This window comes from Limibacter armeniacum (assembly GCF_036880985.1).
GTDB classification, from domain to species: domain Bacteria; phylum Bacteroidota; class Bacteroidia; order Cytophagales; family Flammeovirgaceae; genus Limibacter; species Limibacter armeniacum.
Genome location: NZ_JBAJNO010000008.1, coordinates 2,222,176 through 2,242,784, shown reverse-complemented (window position 1 = coordinate 2,242,784; position 20,609 = coordinate 2,222,176). Strand labels below are relative to the sequence as shown.

General features: G+C 38.8%; 19 protein-coding genes. 2 read left to right on the top strand and 17 right to left on the bottom strand.

Annotated elements, in window-relative coordinates; genetic code table 11:
* Positions 1-671: 671 nt before the first annotated feature.
* Positions 672-1,655, top strand: coding sequence for a tetratricopeptide repeat protein (locus V6R21_RS15160; RefSeq protein ID WP_334244473.1), 984 nt, complete (start codon positions 672-674; stop codon positions 1,653-1,655).
* Here the strand turns inward: V6R21_RS15160 and V6R21_RS15155 are convergent.
* The 10 genes from V6R21_RS15155 to V6R21_RS15110 form a co-directional block, all read right to left on the bottom strand.
* Positions 1,650-4,154: a DUF5686 and carboxypeptidase-like regulatory domain-containing protein gene (locus V6R21_RS15155; protein WP_334244472.1), complete on the bottom strand. Its 2,505-nt coding sequence runs from the start codon at positions 4,152-4,154 to the stop codon at positions 1,650-1,652. The two genes, V6R21_RS15160 and V6R21_RS15155, sit on opposite strands and share 6 nt — an antisense overlap.
* 157 nt (positions 4,155-4,311) lie before the next feature.
* Positions 4,312-5,127 (bottom strand): aminotransferase class IV, encoded by an 816-nt coding sequence (locus V6R21_RS15150; protein WP_334244471.1) that lies wholly within the window; start codon positions 5,125-5,127, stop codon positions 4,312-4,314.
* A 26-nt stretch (positions 5,128-5,153) separates the two neighbouring features.
* On the bottom strand, positions 5,154-5,615 hold the full coding sequence (gene smpB / locus V6R21_RS15145) for an SsrA-binding protein SmpB (protein ID WP_334244470.1): 462 nt from the start codon (positions 5,613-5,615) through the stop codon (positions 5,154-5,156).
* Between the two features lie 36 nt (positions 5,616-5,651).
* Complete coding sequence (locus V6R21_RS15140; protein WP_334244469.1) at positions 5,652-6,356, bottom strand: 2-phosphosulfolactate phosphatase; 705 nt, start codon at positions 6,354-6,356, stop codon at positions 5,652-5,654.
* A gap of 231 nt (positions 6,357-6,587) precedes the next feature.
* Positions 6,588-7,436, bottom strand: coding sequence for a hydroxymethylglutaryl-CoA lyase (locus V6R21_RS15135; protein ID WP_334244468.1), 849 nt, complete (start codon positions 7,434-7,436; stop codon positions 6,588-6,590).
* Between the two features lie 142 nt (positions 7,437-7,578).
* Positions 7,579-8,922 carry an NADP-specific glutamate dehydrogenase gene (gene gdhA / locus V6R21_RS15130; protein WP_334244467.1) on the bottom strand — a complete coding sequence of 448 codons (1,344 nt, stop codon included), beginning with the start codon at positions 8,920-8,922 and terminating at the stop codon, positions 7,579-7,581.
* 212 nt (positions 8,923-9,134) lie between these two features.
* Positions 9,135-10,352 (bottom strand): PP2C family protein-serine/threonine phosphatase, encoded by a 1,218-nt coding sequence (locus tag V6R21_RS15125; RefSeq protein ID WP_334244466.1) that lies wholly within the window; start codon positions 10,350-10,352, stop codon positions 9,135-9,137.
* A gap of 63 nt (positions 10,353-10,415) precedes the next feature.
* Positions 10,416-11,681 carry an ABC transporter permease gene (locus V6R21_RS15120; RefSeq protein WP_334244465.1) on the bottom strand — a complete coding sequence of 422 codons (1,266 nt, stop codon included), beginning with the start codon at positions 11,679-11,681 and terminating at the stop codon, positions 10,416-10,418.
* Between the two features lie 103 nt (positions 11,682-11,784).
* Positions 11,785-12,039, bottom strand: coding sequence for a transporter (locus tag V6R21_RS15115; protein ID WP_334244464.1), 255 nt, complete (start codon positions 12,037-12,039; stop codon positions 11,785-11,787).
* 13 nt (positions 12,040-12,052) lie between these two features.
* Positions 12,053-13,204: a glycosyltransferase gene (locus tag V6R21_RS15110; protein ID WP_334244463.1), complete on the bottom strand. Its 1,152-nt coding sequence runs from the start codon at positions 13,202-13,204 to the stop codon at positions 12,053-12,055.
* A gap of 143 nt (positions 13,205-13,347) precedes the next feature.
* On the opposite strand from V6R21_RS15110, the gene bcp reads away from it, so the two are divergent.
* Complete coding sequence (gene bcp, locus V6R21_RS15105) at positions 13,348-13,797, top strand: thioredoxin-dependent thiol peroxidase (protein ID WP_334244462.1); 450 nt, start codon at positions 13,348-13,350, stop codon at positions 13,795-13,797.
* A gap of 64 nt (positions 13,798-13,861) precedes the next feature.
* Here bcp and V6R21_RS15100 read toward each other — a convergent pair whose 3' ends face one another.
* From V6R21_RS15100 to V6R21_RS15070, 7 genes are all read right to left on the bottom strand, one after another.
* Positions 13,862-14,302, bottom strand: a complete 441-nt coding sequence (locus V6R21_RS15100; RefSeq protein ID WP_334244461.1) for a hypothetical protein — start codon at positions 14,300-14,302, stop codon at positions 13,862-13,864.
* Positions 14,303-14,377: 75 nt separating this feature from the next.
* Entirely contained in the window at positions 14,378-14,743 is a 366-nt protein-coding gene (locus tag V6R21_RS15095) for an energy transducer TonB (protein WP_334244460.1), read from the bottom strand.
* Positions 14,744-14,836: 93 nt separating this feature from the next.
* On the bottom strand, positions 14,837-15,277 hold the full coding sequence (locus V6R21_RS15090) for an energy transducer TonB (protein WP_334244459.1): 441 nt from the start codon (positions 15,275-15,277) through the stop codon (positions 14,837-14,839).
* A gap of 11 nt (positions 15,278-15,288) precedes the next feature.
* Positions 15,289-15,996 carry an SDR family oxidoreductase gene (locus tag V6R21_RS15085; RefSeq protein ID WP_334244458.1) on the bottom strand — a complete coding sequence of 236 codons (708 nt, stop codon included), beginning with the start codon at positions 15,994-15,996 and terminating at the stop codon, positions 15,289-15,291.
* 12 nt (positions 15,997-16,008) lie between these two features.
* Positions 16,009-16,470: a hypothetical protein gene (locus V6R21_RS15080; protein WP_334244457.1), complete on the bottom strand. Its 462-nt coding sequence runs from the start codon at positions 16,468-16,470 to the stop codon at positions 16,009-16,011.
* A gap of 106 nt (positions 16,471-16,576) precedes the next feature.
* A complete protein-coding gene (locus V6R21_RS15075; RefSeq protein WP_334244456.1) occupies positions 16,577-17,461 on the bottom strand; it encodes a DUF5777 family beta-barrel protein in 885 nt (294 codons plus the stop codon).
* Positions 17,442-20,609 (bottom strand): two-component regulator propeller domain-containing protein, encoded by a 3,168-nt coding sequence (locus tag V6R21_RS15070; RefSeq protein WP_334244455.1) that lies wholly within the window; start codon positions 20,607-20,609, stop codon positions 17,442-17,444. Before V6R21_RS15070 ends, V6R21_RS15075 begins: the two co-directional genes overlap by 20 nt.

Here is a 20,609-nt window from a genome sequence, read left to right as displayed (position 1 = left end):
TATAAGATTCAATCATTTTTAGTAGTCGAACCTAGATATTAATCACAAAAAAAGCCTGACCCCAATAGGGTCAGGTTTTCTGTATTTCTAGTGTCAAATTAATTTAATCTTTATTGTTAGCCCTCTTTCGAAGGAATCAATTACTATTTAATCAATTTCAAATAACGATAATAATATTTACTCTTCCAACCTAATATTTGAATATTCTAAGAAGATGTTGCGCTGCTATATGTACCAATATGTACATTAGGGCACCTAAACATCAATAAATGACTCTCTTACTACAAAACACCAATTATAATTTAAAGTGTTCGCTTTACGTTAAAAATCCTATTTAATAAGGTCAAAAACCTTACCGTGCGCTAACATTTTACATACTTTTAGTATTTTTTTAGGATTCAATAAAAGAATACCCCCTTCTCATCAATCAAAAAAGCCACACAGTAAAACTGAGCGGCTTTCCCATTCTAGTGTCAAATTATTTATCTATTCTTTTGAGGCTGCAAAAGGCATTCCTAATGCAATTGATTTTATTGGTTAAGGTGTAACCTATATGTCCACTTACGCTTTCAACTCACTTTTTGTTCGCTTCTTTGCCATATTTCATATTTTTTATAAAAATCAGTACTACTTTTATAAAATATATTAAATCATAAGACAAAGGATCCGCATTGAGAGATTTATCATTACTCACATTTACCTTCAGGTTTGTTAATGAAAATGGGAAAGCTGACAGTCTACTTCCTAAGTTAGGTTCTGTCAACGACAAACAGCTTAACCTAGGAAAAGGTATTGTTTACTATGAAGACATTTACCAAGTAAATCGCTATCAGAACTATGTGATTATTTCCCTTTATCCATTTGCTACGATCTCAAGTTCACTTGCAGGTAAAGTAATGGATGGACATCACAGTATCGTGATCAAGACATTCAGTTTTGCCAGAGAACTTGAGGGAATGATTGACAGAAAACTTGGAAAAATGCGTATACATGAGAAAAAGGAAAAGGATCCTACTCACCATGGCAGCAGCCTGCTGAAAACGCAGTGTCCAAACTGTCACACACCAATCGATACTGACGGACTTCATCCATCCTATTACCTATATTGTCAACATTGCAGTACCATCTTCAACAAGCACGGTTATGCTGCCTCTAGGGGTGATCGTTACAATATTTGCCCTGAAACTGGGTATTTTGATAGAATTGCCAATTACAGGGCATACAAGATGTACATGCTCCCAAAAGAGACTGCATTTGAAACAATCAAATACTATTGCTCTGATACCATGGAGAAAATGATGTTTGAAGCCTACTTCAAGAAGAACCTTACACTTTTGGTTGGAAGCATATTGATTGGCATTCAGCACTTGTTTGCTTCCAGAAACAGAGATCCTGATTTTGAGGAGCTATCTAAAGCTAATTTTCTGGCAGAAAAAGGGAATATGTCTGATGCAAGGGATGTTTATGCCAAAATGATCTCAAGACTCCCCTATCACCCGGGTATCTATTACAATATTGGCTTAGCTTATTTGAAGGGTAAAAACTATCAGAAAGCCTTACAGTATTTTGAAAAGTCCTTGGATGGCTGTAGCAATTATCAACCAACCAAGGACATCCTGAAAAAATATAAGAATCACCCGATGAGTGAATTATAACCTGAATTGGGCAGATACCATCACGGCAAACTTTCGTGACTTTGGCATCAAATGGGTTGTTCTATGGACAAAATCAACCCTTAAGAACTTAAAGATATTTTCAATTCCATAACCTACTTCCATATAAGGCTTTCCACCAAGTGACGAATATGGTAATATCAAGTTGCCATTTTCGTCATAGGTACGGGAGCTTTGCATATTCTGTTCAGAAACATCGCCAATAAGGGCATTGGAAGTAATAAAGAGACGCCATTTAAGTTTCTTGATAAGTGGAACACGGTTCAGAATCATACCATCAAAAGAATGGTACAACCTTAGTGATGCATACTTGTCACTCGCAAACTCAAAAAACTCCATCATGTTGAAGGAAGCCTTATTGTAAACCACTCCCGATTGGTTACCAAGGTGGATAGCCAATAATGGGTTTGGTACATTGGATGGCACAAACCCACCTGACAGGTCTAACTTACTTCTGCCTAACACCCCTAACCTTATACGGTGCTTGATTGAAAGGTCAAACTTATGGTACTCAAATAAACTTCCAAATAAGCCGGGGAAGCCATAAGTATGTCTAAATGTCAAGACAGGAAGAGTGCCCCAACTGATGATATTTCTAAAGTTGTTCCGATTTTCTACTCTCCTCACCCCTGGCGCATAACTCAGTTCTGTAATCAGCTCAGTGGTGCTGTACTGATTCACTACACTGCCATCTTTTTGAGGGAGATCGTATTCAAATTGGTAAAGTGGAGAAAATTTGTTGTAACGGAAAGTCGCTCTGGCTGTCAAGCCAAAAAACAAGTCTGTTTGTACCCACAATTTCCCAACCTGACTTTCAAATGGAAGTCGGTAATTTCCGAACCTGACAGCAGCATTGAACAAGCGTTTTAAGTTCAGGTCGTCATTATATACGCCTAATCGCTCGATATCATATTTAAAAGACGCCCCTACTTCAGTCCAAGGTGTCCTATCTAAAATATGTCTCACCATTAGCTCTCCCTTAAAACGTTCGTCTTTTGTACCGTAGGCTCCATATCCGCTAAAAGCCCAACTTTTACTCAAACGGTTATTTGTTCTGAAGCCCAACTGAAAACGACTTCCTTCTACATTGTTGAAAGCATAAAGATAGGATAATGGACCAAACTCAATTTTCCCTAAATCCTTATAACCATATACAAGTAAGTCAATTACTTCAATATAGGATTTAACCCGAGGAAGGTCTTTAGCATCACGAATCAGCTGATAAACTTCTTGCTCACCTTCATCCAGTTCTCCGTGTCTGTTACTATCCCAAAATTCATCTGTATTGTCTTCATTTGCACCTTCCAATACAGTCAGTTCCTGATCGAACATCCCGTCTACTGGCTCATAGGTTAGCTGATAGTCTTTGTTGGATACCTTATAACGGGCTAAAACACCTGCTGTATAGTCATTAATTTCTTCTACATCTACCAAGACTGCCGTTGAAGATGGAATCCATGCCGTAAGCCCATTGTCTGAGACTTGTTCCAACTGCTGATGAATTTCGATCTCCTCAATAAAGTTCAGGTTGGCTTCCTTAGATATTGTTGCATCAACTTTTACCAATGCATGATGATAGGTCGAATCTGTAATCCACATCGTGCCTTCAAAAGCCAAATCACCTTCATGTTTAGGTTTGAAATCAATCCTATAACATTCATATTTCCCTATCTGTTCTTTCTGAAGCGCCAATTCATAATCGTAGTAGAACTTCCAGCTATCAGCGATGGGTGATACAAAGTCTTTACCCAATAGCCTTACGTAATTGTTATAGAAATTATATTCCTTAAATGTAGAAGTCGTAATCTGTGAAATAGTCCCCTCATCCTCAATACCAATTCCTACGACACGGGTCTTATTGACATCAATATGCTTTCTTGCTGGCTGATTTTCTACATATACATCTTGCAAAGACTCAGAAACGAATAATGGCATCATTGTCTGACCGTCTTTCCCTTTCATTGCTGCTGATTTTTCAGCAAGTTCGAGCACATCCTGTACTACTTTCCTTTTCTTCAGTTTTTCAGAAAGATTATTTATGATCAGTTCAGACTTTGTATAACTCTCATAAGCATACTGCTTCAGCCTGTCTCTGTCGTTATGTTTTTTATCTTTCACAACAGTTCTTAAAACTTCCCAAGCAGGATTCTCATACTTTCCTGCAATCACTTCCACCTCTCCTAACATTTGTGTATCAGGAGATAGCTTAAAGTGATAACTGTGTTTTCGGCGGTTCTTTAAGAAAGGAATTGTCTGAGGCGTGTACCCTACATAAGACGCTGTAAGGGAATCAGTCACAACATCCGTCAAAATGGAAAACTTACCTTCCAAATCTGTTGTAACACCAACCGTTGTACCTTGAAAACGGACATTCACAAAAGGTAAAGACTCACCTGTGTCTTTATCTTTTACTGTCCCACTAACTCTATACTGTTGTCCGAGTACTTGTCCTGTCACTCCAAAAAGAAGTAACCAAGACATCAGCACTCCAAAGTATTTTAAAGCTGAATTCAATAGAAAATATTTTAGGTTCTAGTAGAAATTGCTAAAGCACGAAAAAAATTGCTGTCCGGTCACTTCCCCATATCTAAGGAAAATGACCGGACATATATTGATTAGATGATAGTCAGAATAAAAATCAATGATAGGCTCTCTCCATCAAGACCTTCCAGGCATCCATTTGCCTAAACCCTGCATCTCCTATCTGAATAACGCTCTTCACTCCCATTGTATTGACACTGAAAACGAAATCTGCCTGAAGCAACTCAAATTTTCTCGCCATTACCTTTCTCACTTTGTAACCACTTGCCTCAAGCGTTGTGATTACATTGCGTCTGGCTACACCAGCTACACATCCAACAGCAGTCTTTGGAGTATAAACCACATCATCCTTAATCCAAAAAATATTACTGCTGATCATTTCAGCAATGTATCCTTCAGTATTCATCAGGATCATATCATCACGTTCCTTTTCACTCTTTTCAATACCAGCCAACACATATGTCAATGCAGATGTAGTCTTAAAAGGAGATGTCACTGAGTGCTTGACAAATGTAGTTTCGGCAAAATCAGTTTGAAGTGCAGTAGTTTCAGCAGGTTTTAAGTCCTGAACACTCACCAAGAGATTAAACTTTCCATTGGTTGGCGTATAAAGTCCGCCTTCCTTTCTCCAAAGCTGTAACTTAACCCTGGCATCACCCTTTAACTTATTTTCCTTAACCAACAAGCTAACCGTGGAAAGCAACCAATCTGTAGTAAGCTCTTTACCACCTTTGATTGCTAATGCCTTCATTCCTTTTTTAAGACGTTCAAGATGGTCTTTGATAAAACGGATTTTACCTTTCGTAAAAACCATTGTCTCAAAAAGACCATCCCCATACTGAAAAGACCTGTCCTTATAGCTGATCAGAACCTGCTCTTCAGGTATCAGCTTGGAGTTAAAAAACACCACCATGTCTGATTGCTTTTAGCATAAATACTCTAGTAATTCCTATCCATCTCTCTTTTAATGGCCTTTTCTTTAAGGTCATTACGCTTGTCATAAAGCTTCTTACCTTGTGCCAAGGCTATTTCTAGTTTGGCCAACCCTCTATCATTGATAAAGAGATGTGTAGGAACAATCGTCAATCCTTTTTCTTTCAGTTTGGTATCCAGCTTCTCCAACTCCTTTTTGGAAAGTAAAAGCTTTCTGTCTGCCTTCGCCTCATGATTAGCAAACCCACCCATCTCATATGGATTGATGTGCATACTACGCACAAAAAGTTCACCATCTATAAAAAGACAAAATGCATCCTGTAAATTGACTTTCTGCATTCTGATAGATTTGATCTCACTACCTTTCAGGACTATACCTGCCACATACTTGTCAATAAATTGATATTCATGTGAAGCCTTCCTATTTCGGATGCTCACTTTTTTCTTTATTTCTAACTTATTTTTCATTTTGTTTCAATCTCTCGCATTTTAGATTCCAACTGGTTACATTTTAACCAATGCACCATCTTTCAAAACTGGAATCACATCAAACTCATCTTTTGTCATACAATATTCCAGGTCTTTTACGGCTTTCAACCCGCTCAAGCGTTTTGCATGTGAAGCATTTTGCATATAACCAAGCAAATCCCCACTTACAGCTCTGTAAAGACTCATGGAAGAAAGTGCTGCATCATCCACAATTTCTGCTACACTTTCAAGTCTATCGACCAAAGCACCTGCAAAAAGGGTATCTTCCATACTGAACATCCCTTTCCACCCTGAACATACAATGACAATATCTTTTCCTGATTCTTTCAGGTATTGGACCACTGATGAAATATTCAAAAATGCTCCAATAATTACCTGTTTTGCCTCAACGGCTGATTTAGTAATTGCAACTGTTCCATTGGTTGTAGTCATGACAACTGACTTTCCTTTTTGAGCAATTTCCATATGCTCAAATGGTGAATTCCCAATATCAAACCCTTCAATTTTTTCACCACCTCTTTCACCAGCAGTCACAAATCCTTTTTCTTTATATGGGTTAACTTCCTCTTTTTGTGCAACAGGTACAATTTGTTCAGCTCCACTACCAATTCCTGCCACCATACAAGATGTAGCTCTTAATATATCTGTTACTACAGCTATCTTACCAGACAGGTCAAACAGGTGAATCAACTCTGGTGAGTGGCACACTTCTATTCTCATTTCTCTTTCAAATTTAAAGATATAGTCCCTATAAAAAATTGACCTATTTCACCAACTACACAAAGTAACTCTCATTCTCAAACTCAGTATACTTCCCATAAAACCCTCAAAGTCAACCACACTGCTTTATTTAAAAACCAAAATCAAAACAGTAAACCCTAACCGTAAATACAATTTTTGACTTTGAAGATTGTCAAGCAGATAACAAAATTAACAAAAGAGTCCTTTTTTTCATGCAGAAATCAATTCTAATCTCATTGCAGCAGCTTTTTCTAGCGCTTTCATATCCAAATTTGGCAAACTGTCAATCGACTTTAAATATTCTACCAAAGTCTCAGTTGCCAAATTTCCTGTCAGATCCTCTTTTGCCATAGGGCAACCTCCCATACCTCCCATTGCTGTATCAATCCTGCGACACCCTGCTTCATAAGCAGCTTTTACTTTTTCATAAGCAGTTGCCGGTGTGGAATGCAAGTGTGCGCCAAATTCAATATCGGGATAGGCAGGTATCAACTCTGTAAAAAGAGAGGTGATCAATTCTGGCTTTGCTACCCCAATGGTATCAGCTAACGAAACAATATCAATTTCTAATTCTGCCAATTTCCCCACAAACTCAGCAACGATGGCTGGGCTATACGGTTCATCATATGGGTTTCCAAAACCCATTGATAGGTAAACCACTAACTCACGGTTGTAGCGACCGCTCAAATATTTCATTTGCTTTACCTCCTCCAAAGCATCATCAATACTTTTGTTGGTATTGCGCTGTTGAAATGTTTCAGAAATTGATAATGGAAAACCGATATAGGCAATCTCATCAAACTCCATAGCATCCTGAGCTCCCCTGAAGTTTGCCACAATAGCCAGTAGTCTTGACTTAGCTCCTTCAAAATCGAGCAATTCGAGTACTTCTGCTGTATCCTTCATTTGCGGGATGGCTTTTGGTGAGACAAAACTACCAAAGTCAATAGTATGGAAACCTACCTTCATCAAGGCACTTATGTACTTGGCCTTATCTGCAGTGGGAATAAAATTATCCAAACCTTGCATGGCATCTCTTGGGCATTCAATTATTTTCATTCTTTATCAAAAAGTTTGAGCAGTTCTTAAGGGCTATCTTTTTCAGAGGAAATCTCCTACCTGAATACTAACATAATAAAAAAACCGAAAGGAATCATAGATTCACTTTCGGCTTAAAATAATACAATTATTTTTCTATTTATCAAACTACACCATAAGCAAGCATCGCATCAGCCACTTTTACAAAGCCACCAATATTCGCTCCTTTCACGTAGTCTATCCAGTCTTCTTCCTGACCATACTCCACACACTTGTCGTGGATTTTCTTCATGATCATCTGCAATTTCTCATCTACCTCTTCAAATGACCACTGCAACCTCATGGAGTTCTGTGTCATTTCAAGGCCTGAAATCGCTACACCACCAGCATTGGCAGCCTTACCAGGACCAAACAGGATTTTAGCCTTCTCAAACTCTTTGATCGCTCCGATGGTACTTGGCATGTTTGCGCCTTCACAAACCAGCATACAACCATTGGCAATCAACTTTTTGGCATCATTCTCATCCAATTCGTTTTGAGTTGCAGAAGGGTAAGCCAAATCTGCCTTTACACCCCAAGGTGTCTCATCCTTATGGAAAGTTGCATTAGGATACTCCTTCACGTACTCTTCCAATGAACCACGGCTTTCTGTCTTCAGCTTGATCACAAAGTTCAGCTTGCTTTCATCAATTCCTTCTGGATCATGAATATAACCGCTTCTATCAGACATTGTAAGTACTTTAGTACCCAACTGGATCAACTTCTCTGCTGTAAATTGAGCCACATTACCTGAACCTGATACAATTGCTGTCTTACCTTTCAAAGAGTCATTTCTTGTAGCCAACATCTCACGTGAGAAGTAAACACTACCATAACCTGTAGCCTCCTTACGCACATTTGAACCACCAAAAGCAAGTCCTTTACCTGTCAATACACCTGTAAACTGGTTTTCCAGTCTTCTGTACTGACCAAACATATAGCTTACCTCACGGGCACCCACACCGATATCACCAGCTGGAACGTCAGTATCTTTACCAATATGTCTGAACAGCTCACTCATAAATGCCTGACAGAAACGCATCACCTCATTATCCGATTTTCCTTTCGGGTTGAAGTCCGATCCACCTTTGGCACCACCCATTGGAAGTGTAGTCAAACTGTTTTTGAATACTTGCTCAAAGCCCAAAAACTTCAGTGTTCCCAAAGTAACTGACTTATCGAAACGTAAACCGCCTTTGTATGGACCTATGGCACCATTAAACTGTACCCTGAATCCTCTATTAACCCTTACATTTCCTTCGTCATCTTGCCAAGTCACCCTGAAGCTGATCACACGATCAGGCTCTGTCATTCTCTCAAGAATACTCGCTGCTAAGTACTTAGGATTCTTATTAATGAAGGGAATTAATTTGTCAGCCACCTCTCTTACAGCTTGGTGGAACTCAGGCTGACCAGGATTTCTCCTCTCAAGCCCATGCATGAAGCTTTCCAGTTCTAGCTCTTTCATTGTTGATATAATCGCAAGGATTGTTTTTGGTAAAATACTTTAGTTACAACTACTTAAACTGTCAACAGTTTCATTCACTGTTATACAATTTACCTTATTAGTTACAATAACAAAAAAACAATTGGGCTACATTCAGTAGCCCATTTTTCATATAAGCAGGTTGCCAAAAATGTTTATTGGCATTAATTTTCAGATAGTTATCAATGTTAGCTTCAAGGCAGTTTTACTCTACATGACAGCAAAGTAATATCATCTGCATAAGCTTGGTGTCCTTTAAAAGTATTCAGGTGGGCAATCATGTTTTTATGCAGCGACTGCTGGTCCAGATGAATATTCGCTTCCAAAAACTTCAACAGTTGCTCATCTCCCAATTCCTCTCCTTGGTCATTATAAGTTTCGGTAAAGCCATCTGTGAAACAGAACACGAAAAAGTCATCAATGTTTTCAATAATGCCTTTTTCGAGGAAAGGAAGTGTTTTAAAGCTTCCGATGATTGTTGTACCGGCTTCCAGTCTACCGAACTCCCCACCTCTGAAAAGAAATGGAGGGTTGTGTCCTGCATTGACATATGAAAGTGTTCTGGAAGATTTATCATAGATCATCAGGAATGCCGTGATAAAGTTCTCTCCCTGTGCATTTTCCATAATCAGGCGGTTCAGCTCTTTTACGATATAATCAAGCTTGCTTTCTTGTCTTACCAGCGTACGGACTCCTCCTTGAAAGTTAGACATCAGAATTGCCGCCGGTATCCCTTTTCCTGAAACATCTGCAATACACATCAGGAAACGGTCTTCATCTATCTGAATAAAATCATAATAGTCACCTCCGATTGTATGGTGAGGCAGGTAACTTGCCGCTACACTTAACTCATCGCCATTAGGAAGTTCTTTCGGGAAAAGAAAAGACTGGACATTTCGAGCAATTTCCAATTGCTTACGATACTCGCGCTGACGTGCTTCACGACGAGCAAACTTTTTATTCTCAACAGCTACAATGATAATATTAGCAAGAGCCTCAATAAAATTGACCGTTAGCTTTTCCTCTGTTGCAGGAACCGGTTCTTTTTCAATCAATACATACGCCAAAGACTGCTGCTTATGCAATACAGGTATAATCATATCAAAACCTGAGAAGTCTCCCTCTTCACAATCGAAGTTTGATGGCTCAGTATATTTGAGGCACGCCTTTGGCAAACGCCATTCTTTCAAGTCCTTTGAGCTACCATGAGAAGTCACACATTTCCAATCCCCTTGATCATCCGTTACAAAGAGCAACAGACTCTTTACGTTTGGGTTGGAAGTTACTGTCAGTTTGAAAAGCTTGAACAGGTTATCCTCAGAGGCATTACCGTTGATGGCGTCAATGGTCTCAAAGAGTGATGATAATTCAAGCTCCTTTATCATCAGCTGTTTTTCTACAGAAATAGCCATGTGCAGTTAAGACTTTATTTTGCAGGGTTTGTCCCTGTCTATTTACAGTATAAGTTAGTTCAATTATTTGGTATGGGGATCATACGCATCTCGCAATCCATTCCCCAGTAAGTTAAAGGCAAGTACCATCAGGCTAATACACACACAAGGCAGGATAATCAAGTGCCATTGTCCGCTTGGTGTGAGCTCCGACAGCCCTTCCTTAATCATAACTCCCCATGATGGCATACTGAGTGGTCCGCCAAGTCCCAAGAAGCTCAAGCCTGCTTCGACCAGTATCGCCGTGGCAAAATTGGAAGCACTCACAACAATAAGTGAGCCTACAATATTTGGAAGGATATGATTGAAAATAATTCTTCGTTTGGAGAATCCCAATGCTCTGGCAGCCTCAACATACTGCTTCTGCTTGATAGAGGTAATTTGTCCCCTTACTATACGGGCAATTTCCACCCACATAGTCAGACCTACAGCTAGGAAGGTTACCCAGATGTCATCACTTTGTAGTACAAGCCTGATGGCCACTACCAGCATAATCGTCGGCAATGACCATACAACAGTCATCAGCCACATGATTACACTATCTACAATTCCACCAAAGAAACCTGCCACTGAGCCAAGGAAAAGCCCTGTAAGCAAGGAAATCAACACTGCCAAAAAGCCTATCATCAGTGAAATACGAGCACCATACATCAATCTGCTCATTACATCTCGACCAATTTTATCAGTACCCAGATAGTAAACTTTTTCCTCTATATTCTGCTCCCAAAACTCTTCATATAAGTCTTCTTTCAAGACAGAACGAACACTTTCATCAGGATCAAGGAAAATGTAACGGTCTTCAGAGGTTACAAAATTGACGGGTATATTACGACCAAGCTTTTCTGATTTGCCTACATAAATCGACTTTACACATCTGACGATAGGGTAAGAAAGGGTCAACCTCTCTGTTGTACGGGCATTCTCTTTCTCAATACCAGGGTAAACCACATAAAAAACTGAATCCCCTTCTACTATCGGTTCTTCAGCTAGGGGAACCAATTCGTAAGGATTTTCCTGACCAAAGAACATCTTTTCAAAAAGCCCTGCTCTTGGCACGTCAAAGTCTTTTTTGAGTTTCAGCACTTTCACCTTGAAGCCGGGAGGTTGGCGAGCAATTTCAAGCATACCGTCATTGGCATAGGGCGTGTCATCGGGCATAATCAGATACCCCAATGATGCAATCACCAATGCAAAAACGATCATCACCAGTCCAAAGACTGTTACCTTACTCCCAAAAAGCTTTTGTCTGATAAAAAATGCAGGATTCCTGTCAGAATATATGTCGTACATATGTAAAATACGGGTTTCGGCACCAATGAAACCTATGAGATAAGCGTATAGACATCCAAATTGGCACCTGAAAATGTTCCAGTTTTTAGCAGGCTGAAAATAGTTAGCTTCTATTGTGAGCCATCAGCCCTTTCTTTGAAGCAAGGTAGTAATATTCAGCGTATTTATTTTCAAAATCCAATCCCTCTTCATCTTCCTCTGTATCGACTGTCTTAAAGCAACGTACCCACTGCTTTTCCAACAGTTCTTTCAGACAATTTTTAAGCACTGCTTCTTCCACTTCGATTTCATTTTTCAGTGCTTTGAAGGAAGTGACAAAGTACAATTCATCCAGTACTTCAAATTCCAAATCTGTCATGATATAATAGTGTTTAATCTATTCGTTCTTCTGAGGGTTTCAAAGACTTGCTCAGCTGTCTTCCCTTCCAGTCATAACTTCCCCAAGTTCCCGTCAAGCCAATCAGCACCACATAAGGAGAGTACCATAGAGCTGTAAGAGGAATTAACCATTGCTTGTTTCGATGCCCAAAAAAACACAATATATCTTTTAAAAAAAACCATTCTAAAGCTACCCTTATTGTAAATAGGGTGATAAAAATCAATGGTTTGATCCAACCTATAAATACCCCAATTGCTAAGAGAATGTAAATCAAATGAAAAGAGAATACATAAACCGCAACAGCCTTGGTTGATAAATTTTCATAAAAAGTCCACTTGCTTGCCCAACGTTTCCTTTGATGGTACAAAGCAGAGATTGATTGCGGTGGCTGTGTCTTTACTATGCTTTCCTTTTCCTTCAAGTAAAGGATTTGCTCAGGGTATTTTGCCGCAACTTTATGCATCAAAAACTCATCATCTCCTGAAGGGATCTGCTCTGTACCCTGATAACCTCCCACTTCCTCAAAAACGGTTTTTGTAAATGCCAGATTTGCGCCACTACACATATTCGGTTTCCTCAACCCTAAACTTGCAGCTCCTGTTCCGATGGCACTCATAAACTCTACGGTCAACATCTTTTGCCATAGATTTTTTTCTTGATGAAATGTAACTCCGCCACAAATCATTTGCGGCTGAAAAGTATCATAATACCTCAGTATCGTTTCCAACCATTTTTCCGGCACCCTGCAATCTCCATCTGTCGTCACAATCAATTCACCACTGGCATATGACATACCCAAAGTAAGCGCACTCTTTTTCCCAACTCCTTTAGAAGCTGTAATAAACCTAAGGTTAAAATGATCTCCGGGTTCAAATTGTCTAACCAATCGGACAGTTTCATCATCAGAATGATCGTCAACTACCACTACCTCAAAGTTTTCAACACTTTGAGCTGTCAAGTCATTTAGCAAATTAAGAATATTGGCAGCCTCATTTCGGACAGGAATCAAAACTGTAACTTGGGTAGTACTTGATAATTTATCCCTTGAAAAACCCAACGAAGGCAGTTCTCTCCACCCCTTTCTCAAGAATAGTAATGAAAAGGCGTAAACCACCAGAAAAAATATGGCAATTGGTTCTAACATTTAGCTTGACATTCAGTTTTCAACTACTGTAGATCACCTTCAAGAAAGGTGATTCCACAAAAAACATTGCTAAATTAGTGGCTTGATTGGTTAGACATACCAGAAAAGAATATTTTTTTCATCCAAAACCATATTATTCAAAAATGGAATTAACGATCGGACAAAAAGCACCAGAATTTATCGCCAAAGACCAAAATGGAGACGAGATCAAACTTTCAGATTTTAAAGGAAAGAAAGTGGTTCTGTACTTTTACCCGAAAGACAATACACCAGGCTGTACAGCACAATCTTGTAACCTGAGAGATAATTATGAGGCGTTGCAAGCAAAAGGATATGAAGTGATTGGTGTGAGTACAGACGGAGAAAAAAGCCATCAGAAATTTATCGCAAAACACGAGCTTCCTTTCCGTTTGATTGCTGATGAGGACAAAGCAGTTCACGAACTGTACGGAACATGGCAACTCAAGAAAATGTACGGCAGGGAATATATGGGAACGGTACGTACAACTTTTATAATAGATGAGGAAGGTAATATTGAGGATATTATCGGGAAAGTTAAAACAAAAGAGCATACAGCTCAGATTTTGAAATAATTTGCATTAGATGCTACACCAGAAAATGAGTTATCACAAATATTAATTTGGAATAACTCATTTTCTATTTAAAACAAATCTGACAAGGTAGTATCATTTTCATAGGTACATACTTATCTCCACATTTCCCAGGAATCCATTCTGTAGAATTTAAAATATCATATACTAAATCTAAAGAAGGTCTTGTTATTTTCCCTCTAATTGATTTAACCGAAATTACAGTTCCATTTTCATCAACAATAAAAGAAAAAAAATACTTACCAAATTCATTGAGTTCCCTATCTTCCTTACTTAATTTCAGCGTCTTCCTAAAAGTTTTAAATAGCTCACCTATCCCATCAACAGGTGTTGCATTTCGGTCCGCTGACACATAACAATCCATTCCATGAATACTATCATACTCTACTTTACACTTTTCAACTTCAACACTATCGTGCTGCGCACAAAGAGAAAATGACATAGAAGTGATTAATAAAAACAAGGTAACCTTAAGTGTCACTTTCATATTTCAACTCTTTTATTTTTCTATAAACCCAAAGCACTCAATTTTGAAGGAATAAATGCTACCTTTTTCGGATAATCACCCAAGAGTAGCATAAATAGGTAACTCTATCTTTATTGGAACATAATCATCATTACACCTAGCTGGCTGCCAATTTGTTGATTTAAACAAATTATAAAGCTTATCATATACTTCTTTATCAAGCTTCCCTCTTTCTAACCTTATAGAAATCACTTCTCCATCTTCTGAAATTATAAATGAAAAGACATATTTAATATGGCCAGTTGATGTACGTTTATCGATCTCTCTAACTCTTAAATTCTTACCAATCAACTTTAGTAGATTCCCCATACCATCTTCTAAAATTGGCTCTCTATCTACTTTTAGATAACAATCCATCCCATGAAGACTATCATATTTGATTTTACAAGTAAGATCTTGCACATCATTTTGTGAGAAACAATAATGGGAAAAAGTTATGCATAGTATAAGTACAATATATTTTAGAAAGCTTATCATATGATATCAATTATTTAATCAACCAAGTTTTATGCAACTAAATACTAAATCCATTCTTACTGGCACATATTTACTCTTACACTTCCCTGGCTTCCAATAAATTGTTTTTAAGAATTCATAGACTCTCTCTTCTGAGTCTTTAGATACATTTCCCTGCTTTATTCTAACAGAAATAACAACACCATTCTCATCTACAACGAATGAAATTAAAGGTTTACCATGAGTCCTTAATTCACTTTCTGAAGGAACACTCAAGCATTTTCCAATCCCTTTTAATACATCGTTCATGTTTCCATCTTCAGGTATAGGCATCCTATCAACTATCCAATAGACATCCATCCCATGAAGACTATCATATTCTATCGGACAGTTAAGCTTTTCTTTGGGTTGCTGTGCAAAACTGCTTTGCACAATAGTGAAAGTAGCAATAAGAAATAAGTATTTGAGAAAGTGCTTCATACTAAGCTTATTTAGAAATTATCTTCTACCATTGGTCTAAGTATCAGGTCATGTACTGCCACATCTTCAGGCATATTCAACATAGCAATAATGGCATCTGCTACACTATCAGCAGACATATAATCTGGTCTGTCTGCTGCTCTGAAAGGGGTATCTACACCGCCAGGATAAACGCTACACACTTTGATCCCTTCTCTCCTTGCTTCCTTACGGAACACTTTTGTCATGGCTTCAATTCCCGCTTTGGTTGCGGTATAAGCCGCTATATTTTCATTGGAAAACAGGCAAACGGTGGAAAGTACATTTACTACAGTTCCATTTTGGTGGGGTTTCATCAGGTTATAGGCTTCTCGCATAAAAATAAATGGCGCACGGAAGTTCACTGCATACATTTCATCCAAATCAGCTGTCTTGATCTCCCCTATCTGACCTCTTGCTGTATTGGCTCCTGCACAATTGATCAACACATCTACTCCTCCAAGTTGCTCTGCTGACTCCTTTACAAATTGAACAATTTCATTTTCATCAGTTATGGAAAAAGTTTTTGAATAATGTGCTTGACCAGCTGATTGAAGCTCTGCTGTTAATACTTCCATTTTTTCAGAAGATCGACCACAAACAGCCAATTTAGCACCATGTTTTGCAAGTCTGATTGCCAAGCTTTTACCAATTCCTGAAGTTGCTCCTGTTAGGATAATTCTTTTATTTTCTAATGTCATTTTTTTAAAGTTTTAAACTGGAAATATATTCCCCCACATTAATATTATCATCACAAACCATCCAATAATCGGAAGAGGTGTCAACAACTTTATCTTTTTAGCAGTAACATTTGGGTCTCTCAATAAACCGGAATGTGCTTCCAGAAACTCTGCTCCTTCCTTAAAATAAATCCATCTCATTCGCATAACCCAATACACGACAATCATCAAATGAAATAAGATTACTATAGGATTCGAAATATTGGGAATAAGGTAATCAAAAACACTATTTGTCAATCCTGATTCATTTCCAAAACCAATGAGCAAACATGGTATACTTCCAAAAAGCATGAATTTCTTGATATAACCTTTATAGCCTGCTTCCAATGTCGGATTTTGCTCAATATACTTTTTCGATTTAGCATTTAGAATGATCCCATTCAAGAGTACAGTAAGAAACAGTAGTACCCAAAAGTACTTAAAAATATCCTCCATAGCTTTGGTTTATCATTTTCTCAAAAGATTAATTCCCATCTAATTAATACAAAAAAACGGTATAGAATTGCTTCTATACCGCATAATCATATTACTATTTAATAAATTATCTTTTTCTGATTGGAATCGTTCTGCTAATATTAAATCCAAAATGAATATCTCCTTTTGACCATTTCCCCTGACTACGAGTTAGGTACAGTTTTTCTGTCATATGATTGGTATTGCTGAAAATAAACTGAAAAACGTGTCCGGCCGTTTCCAGTTCCAGTGAAAGCGCCAAAGGTTCTTCAAATAAGGTTTTCAATTCATCATCAAACAAGTAGTAGTAATCAAACAAAACAGACCATCGGTTTGTCAACTTAATACGCCCTGCCATTCCAAGTGCAAACATATCATTCGTTTCTGCTTCAAGCTCTCTGATATTGTTGTGGGTATAAGTTGGGGACAGCTGAAAAGAGCCCCATCCGAAGTTTCTGGCAACAAGTAACTGATGGGTATAAAACAACTTATTGACAAACTCAGCTTCAACTTCCGGTAAATCAAAACTCTCAGTCCTGATGGCCATATTACTGTTCCAAACCATTGAAAAAGGAAATGCATCCCCACCTTCCGTCTGTTGCAGCAACTTGTATTTTGTATACAGATCATAGGTTGCTTGATACTTGCTTCTGCCTGCTCCTATTGCCCACTTATCATTGATACCATACTCCAAGCCTATACGGATAACAGCTTCATCCAATCCCCAAAACTTACTTACGCCTGAGTTTAAAGCACCAAATCGGTGAGAAATCAAAAACAGCAACTCTCCAGCTGGCTGAATATCTACAGACTGTGTATTAACAATTCTCGTCCCCTTAAAAGCATGAACGGGAAAAGTTTCTTTTGGGGTAGCTTCTTCCAATGCACTTAGCAGATCATTATCCTGGGCAAAAAGTGATATGGGCAGCAACAATAGCAAAAATAGTCCTAGGTTAGTTTTTAGCTTTCTCATGGTTTAAAAAAATTCCGGCAAATAAAATATCATCTGTTTGTTTACACCCTCCCTTCCAACGTTCAATTTCTTCAGCAAAAAGTAATTCCTGCTTTTCAGGAGTTTGTTGGCTTAGTTCTAACAGTAATTGTTTGAGTTTCTTGGTCGTAAATTTCTTATTGTTTGGACCTCCAAACTGATCCGCATATCCGTCAGAAGACAAATACAAAGAAGTCGGTTTGTCTATAATAATGGTATGATCCGTAAACAGCTTGCAGTCATCCTTGAGAAACTTCCCATGTCCACCAATTGCCCAACGATCACCTTTCAACTCCTTCAATTCTCCTTCCTGAATCATATAAAGTGGTCGCTTTGCTCCAGCGTAGGTCAATCGCTTCTCCTTCGGTTCCCAACAGATAAGCGAAATATCCATTCCATCCATGGCGTTGACCTTTTCATTGTGAACACCATCTTGTTTCAGGTATGCCACTACAGCCTGATCCATTTTATTCAGGATTCCCTTTGGCGTAATGTCAGGTTCTTTTACGGCCTCATTCAGTACAGAAGCACCGATCATTGACATAAAAGCACCCGGCACACCATGCCCTGTACAATCTACGGCAGCAAAGAAAGTCTTATCACCTTGCTTCGTAACCCAATAGAAGTCTCCACTTACAATGTCACGAGGTTGATACAAGACAAAATGATTGGGGAATGCCTCTTCCAGATCATGTCTCAGCGGCAAAATAGCTTGCTGTATACGCTTTGCGTAGTTGATGCTTTTGGTAATTTTATCGTTTTTGTTTTCAATATCTTCAAAGGCAGCTTGCAGTTCTTCATTCTTCAAGGTGATCTCTTCTGTTCGCTCCTTTACTTTTTCCTCCAGCAGTTGCTTTTCAAGTTTCAATTGCCTTTCCCTTCTTTTTACAGCCCAATAAATCAACCCTAGCATTGCTCCTACAGCCAAAAGAATAAACCAAGGTTCTTTCCAAAAAGGTGGTGCTATCTCAAGTGTAAATTGAGCTTCAGAAAAGTTTTTGAAAAACGGGTCATAAGAAGTTTGTACCTTAAACAGGTAATGCCCCGGTGGTAAATAAGAATATGTCAGTGAATTGGAAGATGTATATATCCAGTCCATATCATAACCTTCCAGCTGATAGCGGAAACGCAAGCCTTCAGGATTCCCATACCAAAGTCCTTCAAAATTGATGGTCAGGTGGTTTTGGTTATGTTTTAGCTTAAACGCATCACCTGTAAGCAATTCTTTACCAAACAGCTTGATTTCTTCAATGATCAACTCCGGAGCACGTTGCCCAACATGATTCAGTTGACGGTATCCAACAATGCCTTTGTCTGTACCGAAATAAACTTCCCCAAAAGCATTCTTGCCAACAGCATTTTGAAAAGGCTTCTCTTCTGAAATCCCATCCTCTGCTCCCAAATAGACAAAATGCTCTTCTTGTATATCAAATACATCTAACCCTGCCTCATGAAAAACCAACAGGTTTCCGTTGATATCGGAAGAAAGTATTTTCACATCCAGATCTCTCAAACCTTCCGCAATTCCATAATGCTTCAATTTTCCATTTTCTGTAAAGCAGTATAGTCCTTCTCCTTTTACATTGATCCAGATACGTTGCTTGCCGTCTTCTGCAAAACCATAGATCACTTTTTCATCCAAAGCTGCTGCACTGTCCAGTTGTTGAAAGTGCTCCTGTTCCATCAGAGAAATACCATGTCCGTCAGTTCCAAACCACACTCGCTTTTGGGAGTCAACAAATACCTGATAGAGGTAATCTGTCCCTAACCCTTCTTTTGTTCCGAAAACATCAATCTGACTAGGTTTATGCCCCTCCCCTAATGTGAGGCGACAACCTCCTCTTAAAGTAGCCAACCAAACGGCGTCCCCATCTCCAGTAATATTGATGATGTTTGGGTCAGGCAACTCCTCTTTATAATGAAGCAAAGTGCCATTTTCCTTCAAACAATAAATACCATCACCATAGGTACCAATCCATTTGTTATTATAAGGATCCACATAAAGCGAAATGGCTGTAACCTGCGCTGGTAATTCCTCCATCAGAGTAGCTTTTCCTTGTTGGTAGTGATACAATTTACCATGGTTAAGGTACCAAAGCGCATGGTGTTGATCTGCCCCGACAGCTACAATCTGAACTTGCTCACTCATATTTCTGAAAAACCAGAGGCGATTGGCAGGAAGTCTTTCCAAACCTCTTTGCCTTCCGGCTAACCATATATTGCCCTCTCTGTCTCCCATTAAAGCATGAAGACGACCTGAAGACAATCCATGCTCTTTGGTGTAATTCAAGATGGACTGATCTTTACAATCCATAACCAATATGCCTTGCCTACTTGTACTCACCCACAATTCATTCCCACTCAAAGTCATGTCCAGCACTGAACCGTACGGCCACTCATCTTTGACTACTGGCTTAAATACCTGTGTAGAAGGATCATAACTAAAGAGTCCTTCATCTTCCGTTCCTATCCAGAAACTTTCATTTTCAGGTGAAAAGATAATTTTCTTGACAATATCATCAGGAAGCCCCAAACTTGAATCAATCACTTTGATGTCAGCATTTTGCTCGTTCAGGTGGCAAACTGCAATCCCTCCATCAGTACCAGCCCAAATATTTCCTTGCTTGTCCAGTTCCAAATCATAAATATAGGTATCAGGCAATCCGTCTTCCTCGTCCAAGCGGTACATACGCTCATTCTTGTAATAGTAAAGTCCATCACCCAATGTAGCGAACCATAGCGTTCCATCCTTATCGAAGACTATATCAGAAACAGCCTCCACAGCCATTCCTTCATCAGTCTCAAAAGGTTGCAATTTTTCTTCCTTCAGAAAGTATAGAGCGCCATCCTTGAAGCCTACCCAAATCGTCCCGTCATGGCTTTCTCCCAAAGCGGTCACCTCTTCTTTCTGTTCTCCGATCAATTGGAAATCTTTGCCGTCAAACTGGAGTAACCCTTTGTTCGTTCCCACCCAAAGCATTCCAGTAGTTGATTGCAACAAAGCTGTTGGGTATCCTTCTTTCAGTTTTCGACCAAATGGATATTGCTTAAAATATAGTTGTTGAGAGTATCCTGTCAGCACTGTCAAGAGTAACAGCAGAACACTCAAGTGATATCGGATTGTTTGCAT

Excerpts from the sequence above, each read along its gene's own strand:
- V6R21_RS15155 (WP_334244472.1), bottom strand. The coding sequence starts at position 4,154 with ATGTCTTGGTTACTTCTTTTTGGAGTGACAGGACAAGTACTCGGACAA.
- V6R21_RS15150 (WP_334244471.1), bottom strand. The coding sequence starts at position 5,127 with ATGGTGGTGTTTTTTAACTCCAAGCTGATACCTGAAGAGCAGGTTCTG.
- smpB (WP_334244470.1), bottom strand. The coding sequence starts at position 5,615 with ATGAAAAATAAGTTAGAAATAAAGAAAAAAGTGAGCATCCGAAATAGG.
- V6R21_RS15140 (WP_334244469.1), bottom strand. The coding sequence starts at position 6,356 with ATGAGAATAGAAGTGTGCCACTCACCAGAGTTGATTCACCTGTTTGAC.
- V6R21_RS15135 (WP_334244468.1), bottom strand. The coding sequence starts at position 7,436 with ATGAAAATAATTGAATGCCCAAGAGATGCCATGCAAGGTTTGGATAAT.
- gdhA (WP_334244467.1), bottom strand. The coding sequence starts at position 8,922 with ATGAAAGAGCTAGAACTGGAAAGCTTCATGCATGGGCTTGAGAGGAGA.
- V6R21_RS15125 (WP_334244466.1), bottom strand. The coding sequence starts at position 10,352 with ATGGCTATTTCTGTAGAAAAACAGCTGATGATAAAGGAGCTTGAATTA.
- V6R21_RS15120 (WP_334244465.1), bottom strand. The coding sequence starts at position 11,681 with ATGTACGACATATATTCTGACAGGAATCCTGCATTTTTTATCAGACAA.
- V6R21_RS15115 (WP_334244464.1), bottom strand. The coding sequence starts at position 12,039 with ATGACAGATTTGGAATTTGAAGTACTGGATGAATTGTACTTTGTCACT.
- V6R21_RS15110 (WP_334244463.1), bottom strand. The coding sequence starts at position 13,204 with ATGTTAGAACCAATTGCCATATTTTTTCTGGTGGTTTACGCCTTTTCA.
- bcp (WP_334244462.1), top strand. The coding sequence starts at position 13,348 with ATGGAATTAACGATCGGACAAAAAGCACCAGAATTTATCGCCAAAGAC.
- V6R21_RS15100 (WP_334244461.1), bottom strand. The coding sequence starts at position 14,302 with ATGAAAGTGACACTTAAGGTTACCTTGTTTTTATTAATCACTTCTATG.
- V6R21_RS15090 (WP_334244459.1), bottom strand. The coding sequence starts at position 15,277 with ATGAAGCACTTTCTCAAATACTTATTTCTTATTGCTACTTTCACTATT.
- V6R21_RS15085 (WP_334244458.1), bottom strand. The coding sequence starts at position 15,996 with ATGACATTAGAAAATAAAAGAATTATCCTAACAGGAGCAACTTCAGGA.
- V6R21_RS15080 (WP_334244457.1), bottom strand. The coding sequence starts at position 16,470 with ATGGAGGATATTTTTAAGTACTTTTGGGTACTACTGTTTCTTACTGTA.
- V6R21_RS15075 (WP_334244456.1), bottom strand. The coding sequence starts at position 17,461 with ATGAGAAAGCTAAAAACTAACCTAGGACTATTTTTGCTATTGTTGCTG.
- V6R21_RS15070 (WP_334244455.1), bottom strand. The coding sequence starts at position 20,609 with ATGCAAACAATCCGATATCACTTGAGTGTTCTGCTGTTACTCTTGACA.